Source organism: Stenotrophomonas sp. SMYL20 (assembly GCF_036320045.1).
GTDB classification, from domain to species: domain Bacteria; phylum Pseudomonadota; class Gammaproteobacteria; order Xanthomonadales; family Xanthomonadaceae; genus Stenotrophomonas; species Stenotrophomonas maltophilia_A.
The window spans coordinates 19,489-33,901 of the sequence record NZ_JAWIRT010000007.1 but is presented as its reverse complement, the minus strand read 5'-3'; the positions used below and the strand labels follow the sequence as shown (position 1 = coordinate 33,901).

Below are 14,413 nucleotides of genomic sequence, written 5' to 3'. Positions count from 1 at the left end.
ATCTAGTGTCCGTGTCTCACAGGTTGATTCCATGCACGGTTCTCCCGACCAGCTTGCCCCGCGTGCGCGCCATCTGCTGCGCACGCTGATCGCGCGTTACATCCAGGACGGCGAGCCGGTCGGCTCGCAGACGCTGGCGCGTGTGGCTGGCCTGGAGGTCAGCCCGGCCACCATCCGCAACATCCTCGGCGACCTGGAAGACCTGGGGCTGCTGGCCTCGCCGCACACCTCGGCCGGGCGCATCCCGACCGCGCATGGTTACCGGGTGTTCGTCGACAGCCTGTTGCAGATGCAGCCGCCGGGCGAGGGCGAGCTGGCCCGGTTGCGCCAGGAACTGGCCAGCGGCGGCAGCACCCAGGCCCTGCTCGGCAGCGCCTCGGAGCTGCTGTCGGCGATGAGCCACTTCGTCGGCGTGGTCAGTGCGCCGCGGCGCGAGCAGTTCGCCTTCCGCCAGATCGATTTCGTGGCGCTGGACGGGCGCCGGGTGCTGGCGATCCTGGTGTTTGCCGACAACGAGGTGCAGAACCGCGTCATCGAGACCCGCCAGGAGTTCGCGCCGGGCCAGCTGGAACAGGTCGCCAACTACCTCAATGCGCATTTCGCCGGCCTGCCGATGGCCGAGATCCGCACCCGCCTGCTGCTGGAGCTGCGCGATGCCCGTTCCGAGCTGGAGCAGCTGCTGGCGCACAGCATCGAACTGGCCGAGCAGGCCCTGCAGCCGGCCGCCGACGACATGCTGGTGGCCGGCCAGACCCGCCTGATGGGGGTGCAGGACCTGTCCGACCTGGAGCGCCTGCGCGAGCTGTTCGAGCTGTTCTCCAGCAAGCGCGAGATCCTGCAGCTGCTGGAGCGGACCATTCAGGCCCCGGGGGTGCGCATCTTCATTGGCGAGGAGACCGGGATGATGCCGTTGCAGGGGGTCTCGCTGGTCACCGCCCCGTACACCGCCAATGGCCAGGTACTGGGCGTGCTGGGCGTGATCGGCCCCAAGCGGATGGCCTACGACCGCATGATTCCGCTGGTCCAGGCCACTGCCGATGTGCTCGGCGCGGCCTTTTCACCGGCCGGGCGCACTCCCGGAACATCCGACGCTTGAAACGCAGCATCCCGCCCACACTAGGGTGGGTGGAGGCGGAGATTGACCGCCAGGGACCCAGACATGAACCACGAACATCCAGATATCGAATCCCAGCAGACTGCCGCCGATGCGGCCGCCGCCGCCGGCGTCAACGACGAAGTGGAGCGCCTGCGCGCCGAAGTCGAGCAGATCAAGGCCGATGCGCTGCGTGAGCGCGCCGACCTCGAGAACCAGCGCAAGCGTGTTGCCCGTGACATCGAGCAGGCCCGCAAGTTCGCCAACGAGAAGCTGCTTGGCGAGCTGCTGCCGGTATTCGACAGCCTGGATGCCGGCCTGAAGGCCGCCGGCGACGACCCGCATCCGCTGCGCGAAGGCCTGGAGCTGACCTACAAGCAGCTGCTGAAGGTCGCTGCCGACAACGGCCTGGTCCTGCTGGACCCGATCGGCCAGCCGTTCAACCCGGAACACCACCAGGCGATCAGCCAGGTGCCGACCCCGGGCGCCGCCCCGGGCAGCGTGGTGACCGTGTTCCAGAAGGGCTACCTGCTCAACGAGCGCCTGCTGCGGCCGGCGCTGGTGGTGGTGGCCGCCGATTGATCGGCCGGGCCGGGCCATGCCCGGTCCCGGTCGTGCCAGGCCATGCCTGGCAAGGTTTTCCAGGCGCTGAACACAGCGTTCGGGAGGTGGCTTGAATGTTCCACGAGCCTCCCCCACATCGTATTCATCCACCGGCCGAGCGGCCGGACTGACCCCAACAAGCATCCTCAGGAGTCTCCCCCATGGGCAAGATCATTGGTATCGACCTCGGCACCACCAACTCGTGCGTGGCGATCATGGACGGCGGCAAGGCCCGCGTCATCGAGAATTCGGAAGGCGATCGCACCACCCCGTCGATCGTCGCCTACACCAAGGACGGCGAAGTCCTGGTCGGCGCCTCGGCCAAGCGCCAGGCCGTGACCAACCCGAAGAACACCTTCTATGCGGTGAAGCGCCTGATCGGCCGCAAGTTCACCGACGCCGAAGTGCAGAAGGACATCGCCCACGTCCCGTACGGCATCCTGGCCCATGACAATGGCGACGCCTGGGTGTCGACCAGCGACGGCAAGAAGATGGCCCCGCAGGAAATCTCGGCCAAGGTGCTGGAAAAGATGAAGAAGACCGCCGAGGACTTCCTCGGTGAGAAGGTGACCGAAGCGGTCATCACCGTGCCGGCCTACTTCAACGACAGCCAGCGCCAGGCGACCAAGGACGCCGGCCGCATTGCGGGCCTGGACGTCAAGCGCATCATCAACGAGCCGACTGCGGCTGCGCTGGCCTATGGCCTGGACAAGGGTGACAACAAGGATCGCAAGATCGTGGTGTACGACCTGGGCGGCGGCACCTTCGACGTCTCGGTGATCGAGATCGCCAACGTCGACGGCGAGAAGCAGTTCGAAGTGCTGGCCACCAACGGCGACACCTTCCTGGGCGGCGAAGACTTCGACAACCGCGTCATCGAGTACCTGGTTGAAGAGTTCAACAAGGACCAGGGCATCGACCTGCGCAAGGATCCGCTGGCCCTGCAGCGCCTGAAGGACGCCGCCGAGCGCGCCAAGATCGAGCTGTCCAGCGCCCAGCAGACCGAAGTGAACCTGCCGTACGTCACCGCTGACGCCTCGGGCCCGAAGCACCTGAACATCAAGCTGACCCGCGCCAAGCTGGAAGCGCTGGTGGAAGACCTGATCAAGAAGTCGATCGAGCCGTGCCGCGTCGCCCTGAACGATGCCGGCCTGCGTTCGAGCGACATCAGCGAAGTGATCCTGGTCGGTGGCCAGACCCGCATGCCGAAGGTGCAGCAGGCGGTGACCGAGTTCTTCGGCAAGGAACCGCGCAAGGACGTCAACCCGGACGAAGCCGTGGCACTGGGTGCTGCGATCCAGGGCGGCGTGCTGGGCGGCGACGTCAAGGATGTGCTGCTGCTGGACGTGACCCCGCTGTCGCTGGGTATCGAAACCATGGGCGGCGTGTTCACCAAGATCATCGAGAAGAACACCACCATCCCGACCAAGGCTTCGCAGGTGTTCTCCACCGCCGAGGACAACCAGTCGGCCGTGACCGTGCACGTGCTGCAGGGTGAGCGCGAACAGGCCCGCTTCAACAAGTCGCTGGCCAAGTTCGACCTGTCCGGCATCGAGCCGGCCCCGCGCGGCCTGCCGCAGGTGGAAGTGTCCTTCGACATTGACGCCAACGGCATCCTGCACGTGTCGGCCAAGGACAAGAAGACCAACAAGGAACAGAAGGTCGAGATCAAGGCCGGTTCGGGCCTGTCCGAGGAAGAGATCGCGCGCATGGTTGCCGACGCGGAAGCCAACCGCGAAGAAGACAAGAAGTTCCAGGAACTGGTGCAGGCCCGCAACCAGGCCGACGCCCTGATCCACGGCACCCGCAGCGCCATCACCGAGCACGGCAGCAAGGTTGGCGGCGATGTCATCGGCAAGGTGGAAGCGGCCCTGGCCGACCTGGAAACCGCGATGAAGGGTGACGACAAGGCACAGATCGAAGCCAAGTCGAAGGCACTGGAAGAAGCCGGCCAGTCGCTGTTTGCCGCCGCTTCGGCCGACCAGGGCGGTGCCGCCCCGGGTGCCGACGCCGGCAATGCGGGCAAGCCGCAGGATGACGTGGTGGACGCCGAGTTCACCGAAGTCAAGGACGACAAGAAGTCCTGATCCGGACCGACACGGGACGCAGGCCATCAGCGTCCCGTTGTCGCATCAGGGTCCTGACCGCCCACCGGCGTGTCGGGGCGCCCGACGCAAGAGCGGACCTGGTTCCGCTCTTCCGCTTTGACGAATCCCGACTTTCCGGAACCCGATTCACGATATGAGCAAGCGCGATTACTACGAAGTGCTGGGCGTTGCCCGCACCGCCAACGACGAAGAGCTGAAGAAGGCCTACCGTCGCTGCGCGATGAAGTTCCACCCGGACCGCAACCCGGGCGATGCGGCGGCCGAAGCCTCCTTCAAGGAGTGCAAGGAAGCCTACGAAGTGCTGTCCGACGGCAACAAGCGCCGCATGTACGACAGCCATGGCCACGCGGCGTTCGAGCACGGCATGGGCGGCGGCGGCCCGGGCGGCCCGGACATGAACGATATCTTCGGCGATATCTTCGGCAACATCTTTGGCGGCGGTGGCGGTGGTCCGCGCCAGGCGCGTCGCGGCGCCGATATCGGCTACGTGATGGAGCTGGACCTGGAAGAAGCCGTGCGCGGCGTCGAGCGCCGCATCGAGATCCCGACCCTGGCCGAGTGCGGCGACTGCGATGGCAGTGGCTCCGAAGACGGCAAGGTCGAGACCTGCAATGTGTGTCATGGCCGCGGCCAGGTGCGCATCCAGCGCGGCATCTTCGCCATGCAGCAGGCCTGCCACAACTGCGGCGGCCGCGGCCAGATCATTGCCAAGCCCTGCAAGACCTGCCACGGCAATGGCCGTGTCGAGGAAGACAAGGTGCTGTCGGTGAAGGTGCCGGCGGGCGTCGATACCGGCGACCGCATCCGCCTGCAGGGCGAGGGCGAGGCCGGCCCGGCCGGTACGCCGCCGGGCGACCTGTACGTGGAAGTGCGCGTGCGCGAGCATGCGATCTTCCAGCGCGATGGCGACGACCTGCACTGCGAAGTGCCGATCCGCATCTCGCAGGCGGCACTGGGTGACACCGTGCGCGTGGCCACCCTGGGCGGCGAAGCGGAGATCCGCATTCCGGCCGAGACCCAGACCGGCAAGCTGTTCCGCCTGCGTGGCAAGGGCGTGCGTTCGGTGCGCAGCCGCAGCGAAGGCGACCTGTACTGCCGTGTGGTGGTGGAGACCCCGGTCAACCTCACCAACGAACAGCGCAAGCTGCTGGAGCAGTTCGAAGCCACCTTCGTCGGTGAGGAAGCGCGCAAGCATTCGCCGAAGTCGGCCACCTTCATGGATGGCGTGAAGGGTTTCTGGGACCGGATGACGTCCTGAGTTTTTCGACGGAAGCGATGAACGATAGCGCCGGGCCATGCCCGGCGTTGTCGTATGCGGTCAACGGAAAAACGCCGCCGGCGTCTGCCCCAGCTGCCGCTTGAACATGCTGGTGAACGCGCTGGGGCTGTCGTAGCCCATCGCCAGCGCCACATCGATGACCTTGTCGCCGACCGCCAGTCGCTCCAGGGCGGCCAGCAGCCGTGCCTGCTGCCGCCACTCCCCGAAGGTCATGCCCAGTTCGCTGGCGAAATGGCGCTGGATGGTTTTCACGTCCACCTGCAGCGCCTGCGCCCAGTCCTGCAGGGTGGCGTCGTCGCCGGGGTGTTTCTGGATGTGCTGGCAGATCCGCTGCAGGCGCGGGTCGGTGGGCGAGGGCAGGTGCAGCGGCAGCACGTCCATGCGGTGCAGCTCGTCCAGCAGCAGGCGCACCACGCGGCCGTCGCGGCTGTCATCCACATGCGCGGTCTCGATCAGGCTGGCGGCGAGCAGCAGCTCGCGCAGCAGCGGCGCTACCTGTACCGCGAACGCCTCGTCCGGCAGCTGCGGCGCGAAATCCGGTTCCACGTACAGGCTGCGCATATGCACCTCAGCGATGCAGTCCACCGCATGGGCCATGCCGGCCGGCACCCAGATCGCGCGGGTCGAGGGCACCACCCAGCGGCCGCCGTCCGCACGCACCACCATCAGTCCGGACATGGCGAACACCAGCTGGTGACGGCGATGCCGGTGTGGCGCGATGTGGGTGCCGGGCGGGTAGTGGCGGGCGCGGCAGGTCACCGGGCGGTGTACCGGAACCTCGTTCCACGGTGCAGTCTCGCGGACCGGGCAGGGAGTGTCCTTTTTGCGATATGCCATGACCCGAACGCGGCAGAAGGGAGAGGGAGGCCACCGTAGCATGCGTGGCTCGCCCCCAACCTGACTGTGTCCATGTCGACCCTGGCTTCTCCCGCAACGACCTCACGCCCGGTGGCCCCCGGCGTGCTGGCTGCCATTTCCACCTCGCATGTCGTCAACGACATGATGCAGTCGCTGATCCTGGCCATCTATCCGGTGATCAAGGGCGGCTTCAATCTCAGCTTCACCCAGATCGGCCTGATCACGCTGACCTACCAGCTCACCGCCTCGATCTTCCAGCCCTTGATCGGCATGGCCACCGACCGTCGCCCAGCCCCGTACTCGCTGCCGATCGGCATGGCCTCGACCCTGTGCGGCATGCTGCTGCTCGGCTTCGCACCGAACTACGCGGTGGTGCTGATGGCTGCGGCGATGGTCGGCATTGGCTCGGCCATCTTCCATCCGGAAGCCTCGCGCATCGCGCGACTGGCCTCGGGCGGTCGTCATGGTTTCGCGCAGTCGGTGTTCCAGGTGGGTGGCAATTTCGGAACAGCGCTTGGCCCGTTGATCGCCGCCGCAGTGATCGTGCCGTATGGCCAGCACGCCGCATCGTGGTTTGCCGGCGCCGCCCTGATCGGCATTGCGCTGCTGACCTATGTCGGCCGCTGGTACGCGTTGCATCTGGGCACGCCACGACCGGTCAGCACGGCTGCGATGGCGCCGCGGCATCCGCCGCGCACCGTGGCCAAGGTGCTGGCGATCCTGCTGGTGCTGATCTTCAGCAAGTACTTCTACATGGCCAGCATCGGCAGCTACTTCACCTTCTACCTGATCCATCACTTCGGCATTCCGGTGGCGCAGGCCCAGCTGCATCTGTTCGCGTTCCTGGTGGCGTCCGCCGCCGGCGGCTTCCTTGGTGGCCCGCTGGGTGACCGCATCGGCCGCAAGCCGATCATCTGGACCTCGATCCTGGGCGTGGCCCCGTTCGCGTTGATGCTGCCGCATGCTGATCTGCTGTGGACGACCGTGCTGGCGGTGCTGATCGGCTTCGTGCTGTCCTCGGCGTTCTCGGCGATCGTGGTGTACGCGCAGGAGATGATGCCGCACCGCATCGGCATGGTGTCCGGCCTGTTCTTTGGTTTCGCATTTGGCATGGGCGGGCTTGGGGCGGCTGTGCTGGGCCTGCTGGCGGACAAGACCAGCATCGAGTACGTCTACCAGTTGACCGCGTTCCTGCCGCTGCTGGGTATCGTGGCGGCGTGGCTGCCACCGTCGCGGCCTGCTGCTCACTGAGGGGGTGGGGTTTGCAGGGCTTGCAGCCCTGCACCTGCCGAAGCCAAGGCAACGGCAACGGCAACGTCAAATTCAAAAGCTGGCTTTCCGTGGGTTGGCGGGGTGGGTCCGGTTGAGGGGGACGGCGTAAATACGTCCCTGTAGCCTCGGTCGCGCCATCCATGGCGCTCACGCCCCCTCAACCGGACCCACCCCGCCTTCGACAGATTCCCGCGGTCTGTCGGAACGGGGTACTGCTCTGGTGGGTGTCGACCTTGGTCGACACGGATGAATTCGTTCGATATCTGACAGATGTGTCGACCAAGGTCGACACCTACCAACAGCCGCGCGGAACAACAGCCGCAGTTACCAACAGCCGCGTGAACCTGTCGAAGGTGGGGCGGTGTCGGATTGCGGGGTGTCAGCGGCATGGATGCCGCTGCGAAGCCTACAAGGACGTACTTGCGGCGTCCCCGCACTCCGACACCGCCCCGCCACCCCACGGAATGCCGCTTTGGCTTCGGCCGTTGCGGTTGCCGTTGCATTGAGCAGGTGCAGGGCTGCAAGCCCTGCCGAAAACTCCCTTGGGCGTAGAATGCGGGCATGAGCGAATCCCTTGATAACCACCTGGTCCACGGCCGCCGCCAGCGGCCCGATGGCCCGTCGCCGATCGATGTCATCTCGGTCCAGTCGCAACTTGTCTACGGCCACGCCGGCAACAGCGCCGCCGTACCGCCGATGCGTGCGCTCGGTGTGCGCGTCGCGGAAATTCCGACCGTGTTGCTGAGCAATGCGCCGTTCTACGACACCACGCGCGGTCGGGTGCTGCCCGCCGACTGGTTCGCCGACCTGCTGCTGGGCACCCACGAGCGCGGCCTGCCGCAGCGGGCGAAAATGCTGGTTTCCGGCTACTTCGGCAGCACCGCCAACGGTGCCGCCTTCGCCGACTGGCTGGACAACATCCTGCCGGTCTGTCCGCAGCTGCGTTACTGCCTGGATCCGGTGATTGGTGACACCCACACCGGCCCCTACGTGGAACCGGGCCTGGAAGCGATCTTCGCCGAGCGATTGCTGCCGCATGCCTGGCTGGTGACCCCGAACGCCTTCGAACTGAATCGTCTGACCGGTATGCCGGCACTGGCCGAGGCCGATGCCATCGCCGCCGCGCGCACGCTGCTGGACCGTGGCCCGCACTGGGTGATCGCGCACAGCGTGGGCGGTAACCCGGGTGAGCTGGTGACCCTGGCGGTCGGTCGCGAGGAAACCTGGCGCTGGACTTCGCCGCTGCTGCCGGTGGACGTGGCCGGCACCGGTGACGTGCTGATGTCGCTGGTGGTGTCGTTCCTGTTGCGAGGTGAATCGATGCAGCAGGCGATTTCGCGTGCGATTGCCGGTACCCATGCGGCGCTGGAGGCGACTCTGGACAATGGCTTCGAAGAGTTCGACGTGATCGCGGCGGCGCCTGCCGCACTGGCCGAAGGCACGCGCTTCCGCGCCGAACGCGTGGCATGAGCGGCTTGCTCGAACGCACGCCGCGCACGGTCGGCATCGTCGGCAGTGCCGGCGCCTATGGGCGCTGGCTGAGCCGCTTCTTCCAGCAGCACATGCAGCTGCAGGTGATCGGCCACGATCCGGCCGATCCGGACTCGCATACGCCGGAACAGCTGCTGGCGCAGGCCGACGTGCTGGTGTTCTCGGCACCGATCCGGCATACGCCGGCTCTGATTGCCGAGTACGTGTGGCAGTCGGCCGGCCGTGAGCAGGACCGGCTGTGGCTGGACGTGACCTCGGTGAAGGAAGCGCCGGTGCAGGCGATGCTGGCCTCTCAAGCCGAAGTGGTCGGCCTGCACCCGATGACCGCGCCGCCGAAGGCGCCGACGCTGAAGGGCCGGGTGATGGTGGTCTGCGAAGCGCGCCTGCAGCACTGGCAGCCGTGGGTCGATACGCTGTGCACGGCGCTGCAGGCCGAGTGCGTGCGGGCCACGCCGCAGCACCACGACCAGATGATGGCGCTGGTGCAGGCGATGGTGCATGCCACTCACCTGGCCCAGGCCGGCGTGCTGCGCCAGTACCAGCCGCAGCTCGGCGCTCTGGCCGCGATGATGCCTTACCGCTCGGCATCGTTCGAGCTGGACACGGCGATCATCTCGCGCATCCTGTCGCTCAACCCGGCGATCTACGAAGACATCCAGTTCGGTAACCCGTACGTGGCGCCGATGCTGGAACGGCTGGTCGGCCAGCTGCAGGCCCTGCAGGCCCTGCAGGCGCAGGTCGGGCAGGGCGACGACCGTGCGCGTGGTGAATTCCGCGAGCAGCTGCTGTTGGCCAACCGCAGTGCCTTCGGCGAGCAGGCGCTGGCGGACGGCAACTACACCTTTGAACGCGTGGGTTATCTGCTGGCTGACCTGACCGAGCGTAATGCGTTGTCGGTGCACCTGCCGGAGGACCGGCCAGGCTCACTGCGTGAGCTGCTGAACGTGTTCGAGCAGCATCTCATCAGCCTGGCTTCGATCCATTCCTCGCGCACGCCTGGTGGCGAAGTGCATTTCCGCATCGGGTTCGTGGCCGGCAGCGATGCTGCGGCGATCACCCGGGCAGCAGCCGACGTGGACGCCAGCGGCATCGGGCGGGTACTGGGCTGAATTCATCCACAGGCGGTGTGGATGGTTCCTGAGCAAACGTGTGGATAACCTTGCTCAGGCCTTGGCAGCAAAGGCTGTCAAGATGCTTGGTGAAAAATTGATCACGCCTTTTGTAGAGTCGAGCCATGCTCGACCGCCTTGGGCAAAAGGCGTGTCGACCAAGGTCGACACCTACCAGAGTCAAGAACGCGCGTCGATCAAGGTCGACACCCGCCAGAGCGGGGCGATACGAAATCGGGTAGCGCCGGGGTCATGCCCGGCGAACCTCAGATCGTCAGCCGCAGCTCGCCGCCACTGGTGGTGAACTCGCGGCCATCGCGCACCAGCGGCCGCCCGTCATCCAGTTCGTAGCGTGGCGTGGCTTCGGAGTGATGCCCGCTGCCATTCGCCTCGGGCTTGAACTCGATGATGATGTGGCTTTCGCCGTTGCTGTCGACGGCGGGGAACTGACGGAACGACATCGTGCACCTCCTTCAGCGGATGCGGTTGTTGCGCGGCCAGCTTGGCCGCGCCGATGTTAGCCGGACGTCATCAATCGATGAACTGCAGGCGCGCAAGTTCAGCGTACAGTCCACCTTCGGCCAGCAGCTGTGCGTGCGTGCCCTCGGCGACGATGCGGCCCTGGTCCATCACCACGATGCGGTCGGCCTTGAGCACGGTGGCCAGGCGGTGGGCAATGACCAGTGTGGTGCGGCCCGCCATCAGCCGCTCCAGCGCTTGCTGCACGCTGTGCTCGCTCTGCGCGTCCAGCGCGCTGGTCGCTTCGTCCAGCAGCAGGATCGGCGCATCCTTCAGCAGCGCACGGGCAATCGCCACACGCTGCTGCTGGCCACCGGACAGGCGGGCACCGCGCTCGCCCAGCTCACTGTCATAGCCCTGCGGCAACGCGCGCAGGAAGCCATCGGCCTCGGCGGCACGCGCGGCAGCCTCGACTTCGGCGTCGCTGGCCTGCAGGCGGCCATAGCGGATGTTGTCGCGCGCACTGGCAGCGAACAGCGTCGGCTGCTGCGGCACCAGCGCCAGCTGCGCACGCAGCTCGGCCGGGTCGGCCTGGCGCACGTCGATGCCGTCCACGTCGATGCGGCCGCTGGCTGGATCATGGAAGCGCAGCAGCATCGAAAGCACCGTGCTCTTGCCCGCCCCCGAGGGACCCACCAGCGCCACGGTCTCGCCGGGGCGGACGTGCAGGTTGAAGTGATCCAGTGCGGCCTGGTCCGGTCGCTGCGGATAGTGGAACACCACGTCGTCGAACCGGATCTCGCCATGCAGCGGCTGCGGCAGCGCGCGCGGCTGTGCCGGCGCGCGGATCTCGATGTCTTCCTGCAGCAGTTCGCCGATGCGGCCCATGCCGCCGGCCGCGCGCTGCAGCTCGTTCCATACTTCGGCCAGTGCACCCACCGAACCGCCACCGATCAATGCATACAGCACGAACTGGCCCAGCGTACCGGCGCTGAGGCGGCCGTCGATGACGTCGTGCGCGCCCAGCCACAACACACCGACGATGGCGCCGAACACCAGCAGGATGGCGCTGGCGGTGACCAGCGACTGTGCGCCGATGCGGCGACGGGCGGCGCCGATGGCATCACCGAGTGCCTTGTCGAAGCGCCCGCGCTCGTAAGGCTCGCGTGCATGTGCCTGCACCGTGCGTACCGCACCCAGGGTTTCACTGGCCAGGCTGTTGGCATCGGCGATGCGGTCCTGGCTGTTGCGTGCGACCGTGCGCAGCTTGCGCGCGCCGATGATGATCGGCAGCACCGCCAGCGGAATGCCGAGCAGCGACCATGCGGCCAGCCGCGGGCTGGTGACGAACAGCATTGCCAGGCTGCCGATGACGGTGACCGCGCTGCGCAATGCTACGGACATGGTCGAGCCGACCACGCTGCGCAGCAGTTCGGTGTCCGCGGTCAGGCGCGAGACTAGCTCTCCGCTGCGGCTGCGGTCGTGGAAGCCGGCGCCCAGCTGGATCAGGTGGGCATACAGCTGGCTGCGCAGGTCGGCCACGACCTTTTCACCCAGCAACGATACGAAGTAGAAGCGCGCGGCCGTTCCCAACGCCATGACGACCGCCACCAGCATCAGCAGGGCGAAGGCGCGGTTGATCTGGCCGCCGCTGCTGAAACCGTGATCGATCATCTGCTTCACCGCCGGAGGCAGGCTCAGCGTGGCTGCAGAAGACACCGCCAGGGCCAGCAGCCAGGCGGTGAACAGGCCGCTGTGGCGGCGCACGAACGGCCACAGCGTGCGCAGGCTGCCGAGGCGCCGCAGTGGCGGGGTCGAAGCGGGGGCGTCGTCCTTGTCAGTCATCCTGGTCGTCGTCTTCTATGCGGATACGGTCACGGGTGGCGTCGCGCAGGCGGATTTTCAATGCGTCGACCTGATCGGCAGGCAATTCGATCCGCAGGCACACGCCATTGGCATCGAACTGTTCATCGCGCTTTTCGGCACCGAAGGCGGGCAGGGTGGCATGCAGGGTACCCAGGTCCTCGAAGCCGGCCAGCAGCTGCAGCCGGGCCATCGCCACCAGCGGCAGGCGCGGGGCGGTGCGCAGGCACTCGGCGGCGGCGCCGCCGTAGGCGCGCACAAGGCCACCGGCACCGAGCTTGATACCGCCGAACCAGCGCGTCACTACCACCATCACCCGGTCGAAACCCTGGCCGTCGATCGCCGCCAGGATCGGACGTCCCGCCGTGCCGGCCGGCTCGCCATCGTCGCTGGAGCGATAGTCCTGCCCATGCCGGTAGGCCCAGCAGTTGTGGGTGGCATCGGCCACCGCAACCTGCTGCAGGAACGCCATGGCCGCTGCGGCGCCATCGATCGGCGCGGCATGGGCGATGAAACGGCTGTGTTTGACTTCCAGCGTGTGGCTGACCGGCTGGGCGAGAGTATCGAGCATTCCCGCCATTCTACGGGGTTGCCGGGTATTCCCGTCCGCTTCAGTCGTCCAGCAGCGGGCGCAGGTCGCGCGGCAGGCGTGCTTCCGGGTACTGCTGCATGTAGCGCTCCAGGCTGGCACGGGCCAGATCGCGCTGGCCCTCGTCGCGTCGTGTACGGATCTTCTGCAGCCACTGCCGGCGCGGCAGTCGTGCGTCAGCGTCCACCTCGGCCTGCACGGCATCCGCGCTCAGGCCCGCATCGCTGCCGCGGCGCATGATGCCAGGTGCGGAACGGCTGGGAGCCTCACGCTTCATCGAGGTGATTTCTACCCGGTCCAATGCCGGGGCCTGTTCGGCCTGCACGCTGTTGGACTCTGGCGTGCCTGCCGAGCGCGCCTTCAGCGAACCACTGGCGACAACCGGCGCCATCAGCGGCGCGGGTGCCGAGTAGGCGGTGGGAGCCGGAGGCGCAGGGGGGGCTGCTGCCGGCGCTGCGGCCGGAGCGGGCGGCAGGGCTGCAAAGGAGGTATCGGCGGCCGCATCCGCAGCCATCGATCGTGCAGCCTGGGCCGGCGCTTCAGCGGTCCCGGCCGGCGCAGGCTTGCTTGCGCGCGCGATGGCCGGTGCCGGGGCAGCGGCAACCGGGGCTGCCTCGGGTGCTGCGGGCGCAGCGGCCGGTTCCGCAGTCGCCACCGCGCTGTCGGCTGCACTGCGCTCAGCGGCCTGATCGGCAGCAGCGACGTCTTCTGCCGCAGCCGGTGCCGCTGCAACAGCGGCCTCACCCGCCGGAACCGGTGGCGGTTCCGGACGCAGCTGCCAGGCGATGCCGATGGCGAACACCATCGAAGCGGCGATGCCGAACACCGCCGGCCAACGCGGGCGTGTGCGCTGCGTACGTGGTGCTTCGGGAGAGGCGACCGCATCGGCAGCCGGAGCGTCCACGGCAGCGCGGGCCGCGGCCAGGATGGCGGCGTCCAGTGCGGCGGGCGGTGCCTGTTCGGCGCGACGGCCGATCAGCCGGGCAAGCTCGCGTTCTTCCGGCGTCAGCGGTTCGTCTCGGTTCATGCGTTCAATCCCGCACGCAGCTTGTCCATCGCATAGCGCAGCCGCGATTTCACGGTTTCCCGGCCTACGCCGGTGATCTGGCCGATCTCCTCCAGGCTCAGTTCCTGATCCAGCCGCAGTTGCAGCACTTCGCGCTGCTCCGGCGGCAGTTGTTCCATCGCCAGCTGGATGCGGCGACGTTGTTCGAATTCGGAAAGCTCGCCTTCCGGGGTCTGTCCATCCTCGATCGCGGCCAGGCGCAGGTCGGCATCGGCCGGGGCAGCCGGCCGGTGGCGGGCGGCGCGCCAATGGTCGTTCAGGCGGTTGTGGGCGATGCGGAACAGCCAGGTGCTGAACGCCGCGTCCGGTTGCCACCCCGCACGGGCGCTGATCACCCGCTGCCAGACGTCCTGGAAGATCTCCTCGGCCAGCGCGTTGTCGCGCAGTTGCCGCAGCAGGAAGCCGAACAGGCGCTTGCGATGGCGCGCATACAGGCTTTCAAACGCGCGCAGGTCGCCACCGGCCCAGGCCAGCATCAAGGCTTCATCGGTTGGCAGTGCGCTGGCTTCCACGGCGTACAGGGTAAGGCCTGCAGGCGATGGCGCATAGCCGGTGGCGAGGGCGGGCAGGGCGAGGGTCATGGCTCGGAAGGGGCTACGGTCAGCAGGAAAAACGTACGGGCG

At 67.3% G+C, this 14,413-nt stretch carries 13 protein-coding genes; 7 read left to right on the top strand and 6 right to left on the bottom strand.

The window, feature by feature from the left end; translation table 11 throughout:
• Positions 1 to 31: 31 nt before the first annotated feature.
• From hrcA to dnaJ, 4 genes are all read left to right on the top strand, one after another.
• Positions 32 to 1,096, top strand: coding sequence for a heat-inducible transcriptional repressor HrcA (gene hrcA, locus V3B48_RS06950; RefSeq protein WP_107432375.1), 1,065 nt, complete (start codon positions 32 to 34; stop codon positions 1,094 to 1,096).
• Between the two features lie 63 nt (positions 1,097 to 1,159).
• Positions 1,160 to 1,675: a nucleotide exchange factor GrpE gene (grpE, locus tag V3B48_RS06945; RefSeq protein WP_032128290.1), complete on the top strand. Its 516-nt coding sequence runs from the start codon at positions 1,160 to 1,162 to the stop codon at positions 1,673 to 1,675.
• Between the two features lie 182 nt (positions 1,676 to 1,857).
• Positions 1,858 to 3,783, top strand: coding sequence for a molecular chaperone DnaK (gene dnaK / locus V3B48_RS06940; protein WP_032128291.1), 1,926 nt, complete (start codon positions 1,858 to 1,860; stop codon positions 3,781 to 3,783).
• 154 nt (positions 3,784 to 3,937) lie between these two features.
• Positions 3,938 to 5,062, top strand: a complete 1,125-nt coding sequence (gene dnaJ, locus V3B48_RS06935; protein ID WP_032128292.1) for a molecular chaperone DnaJ — start codon at positions 3,938 to 3,940, stop codon at positions 5,060 to 5,062.
• Positions 5,063 to 5,122: 60 nt separating this feature from the next.
• Here the strand turns inward: dnaJ and V3B48_RS06930 are convergent, their stop codons facing one another.
• Positions 5,123 to 5,920: a helix-turn-helix transcriptional regulator gene (locus V3B48_RS06930; RefSeq protein ID WP_329893416.1), complete on the bottom strand. Its 798-nt coding sequence runs from the start codon at positions 5,918 to 5,920 to the stop codon at positions 5,123 to 5,125.
• Positions 5,921 to 5,992: 72 nt separating this feature from the next.
• On the opposite strand from V3B48_RS06930, the gene V3B48_RS06925 reads away from it, so the two are divergent.
• The 3 genes from V3B48_RS06925 to V3B48_RS06915 all read left to right on the top strand — a co-directional run bounded on the left by V3B48_RS06925 (position 5,993) and on the right by V3B48_RS06915 (position 9,813).
• Entirely contained in the window at positions 5,993 to 7,192 is a 1,200-nt protein-coding gene (locus V3B48_RS06925) for an MFS transporter (RefSeq protein ID WP_164162773.1), read from the top strand.
• A 582-nt stretch (positions 7,193 to 7,774) separates the two neighbouring features.
• A complete protein-coding gene (pdxY, locus tag V3B48_RS06920; protein ID WP_032128295.1) occupies positions 7,775 to 8,683 on the top strand; it encodes a pyridoxal kinase in 909 nt (302 codons plus the stop codon).
• Positions 8,680 to 9,813, top strand: coding sequence for a prephenate dehydrogenase (locus V3B48_RS06915; RefSeq protein ID WP_329893415.1), 1,134 nt, complete (start codon positions 8,680 to 8,682; stop codon positions 9,811 to 9,813). Before pdxY ends, V3B48_RS06915 begins: the two co-directional genes overlap by 4 nt.
• Before the next feature lie 266 nt (positions 9,814 to 10,079).
• On the opposite strand, the gene V3B48_RS06910 is transcribed toward V3B48_RS06915, so the two are convergent.
• From V3B48_RS06910 to V3B48_RS06890, 5 genes are all read right to left on the bottom strand, one after another.
• Positions 10,080 to 10,274, bottom strand: coding sequence for a hypothetical protein (locus tag V3B48_RS06910; RefSeq protein WP_005409247.1), 195 nt, complete (start codon positions 10,272 to 10,274; stop codon positions 10,080 to 10,082).
• A 70-nt stretch (positions 10,275 to 10,344) separates the two neighbouring features.
• Positions 10,345 to 12,117: an ABC transporter transmembrane domain-containing protein gene (locus V3B48_RS06905; protein WP_329893413.1), complete on the bottom strand. Its 1,773-nt coding sequence runs from the start codon at positions 12,115 to 12,117 to the stop codon at positions 10,345 to 10,347.
• A complete protein-coding gene (locus V3B48_RS06900; protein WP_049400110.1) occupies positions 12,110 to 12,706 on the bottom strand; it encodes a YigZ family protein in 597 nt (198 codons plus the stop codon). Before V3B48_RS06900 ends, V3B48_RS06905 begins: the two co-directional genes overlap by 8 nt.
• A gap of 40 nt (positions 12,707 to 12,746) precedes the next feature.
• A complete protein-coding gene (locus V3B48_RS06895) occupies positions 12,747 to 13,751 on the bottom strand; it encodes a hypothetical protein (protein WP_329893411.1) in 1,005 nt (334 codons plus the stop codon).
• Positions 13,748 to 14,266: an RNA polymerase sigma factor gene (locus V3B48_RS06890; protein WP_229301232.1), complete on the bottom strand. Its 519-nt coding sequence runs from the start codon at positions 14,264 to 14,266 to the stop codon at positions 13,748 to 13,750. The genes V3B48_RS06895 and V3B48_RS06890 overlap by 4 nt, the downstream gene beginning before the upstream one ends.
• Positions 14,267 to 14,413 lie beyond the last annotated feature (147 nt).

Coding starts and splice junctions, on each gene's coding strand:
- pdxY (WP_032128295.1), top strand. CDS start 7,775: ATGAGCGAATCCCTTGATAACCACCTGGTCCACGGCCGCCGCCAGCGG.
- V3B48_RS06905 (WP_329893413.1), bottom strand. CDS start 12,117: ATGACTGACAAGGACGACGCCCCCGCTTCGACCCCGCCACTGCGGCGC.
- V3B48_RS06895 (WP_329893411.1), bottom strand. CDS start 13,751: ATGAACCGAGACGAACCGCTGACGCCGGAAGAACGCGAGCTTGCCCGG.
- dnaK (WP_032128291.1), top strand. CDS start 1,858: ATGGGCAAGATCATTGGTATCGACCTCGGCACCACCAACTCGTGCGTG.
- hrcA (WP_107432375.1), top strand. CDS start 32: ATGCACGGTTCTCCCGACCAGCTTGCCCCGCGTGCGCGCCATCTGCTG.
- V3B48_RS06890 (WP_229301232.1), bottom strand. CDS start 14,266: ATGCTGGCCTGGGCCGGTGGCGACCTGCGCGCGTTTGAAAGCCTGTAT.
- V3B48_RS06910 (WP_005409247.1), bottom strand. CDS start 10,274: ATGTCGTTCCGTCAGTTCCCCGCCGTCGACAGCAACGGCGAAAGCCAC.
- V3B48_RS06915 (WP_329893415.1), top strand. CDS start 8,680: ATGAGCGGCTTGCTCGAACGCACGCCGCGCACGGTCGGCATCGTCGGC.
- V3B48_RS06900 (WP_049400110.1), bottom strand. CDS start 12,706: ATGCTCGATACTCTCGCCCAGCCGGTCAGCCACACGCTGGAAGTCAAA.
- grpE (WP_032128290.1), top strand. CDS start 1,160: ATGAACCACGAACATCCAGATATCGAATCCCAGCAGACTGCCGCCGAT.
- V3B48_RS06930 (WP_329893416.1), bottom strand. CDS start 5,920: ATGGCATATCGCAAAAAGGACACTCCCTGCCCGGTCCGCGAGACTGCA.
- V3B48_RS06925 (WP_164162773.1), top strand. CDS start 5,993: ATGTCGACCCTGGCTTCTCCCGCAACGACCTCACGCCCGGTGGCCCCC.
- dnaJ (WP_032128292.1), top strand. CDS start 3,938: ATGAGCAAGCGCGATTACTACGAAGTGCTGGGCGTTGCCCGCACCGCC.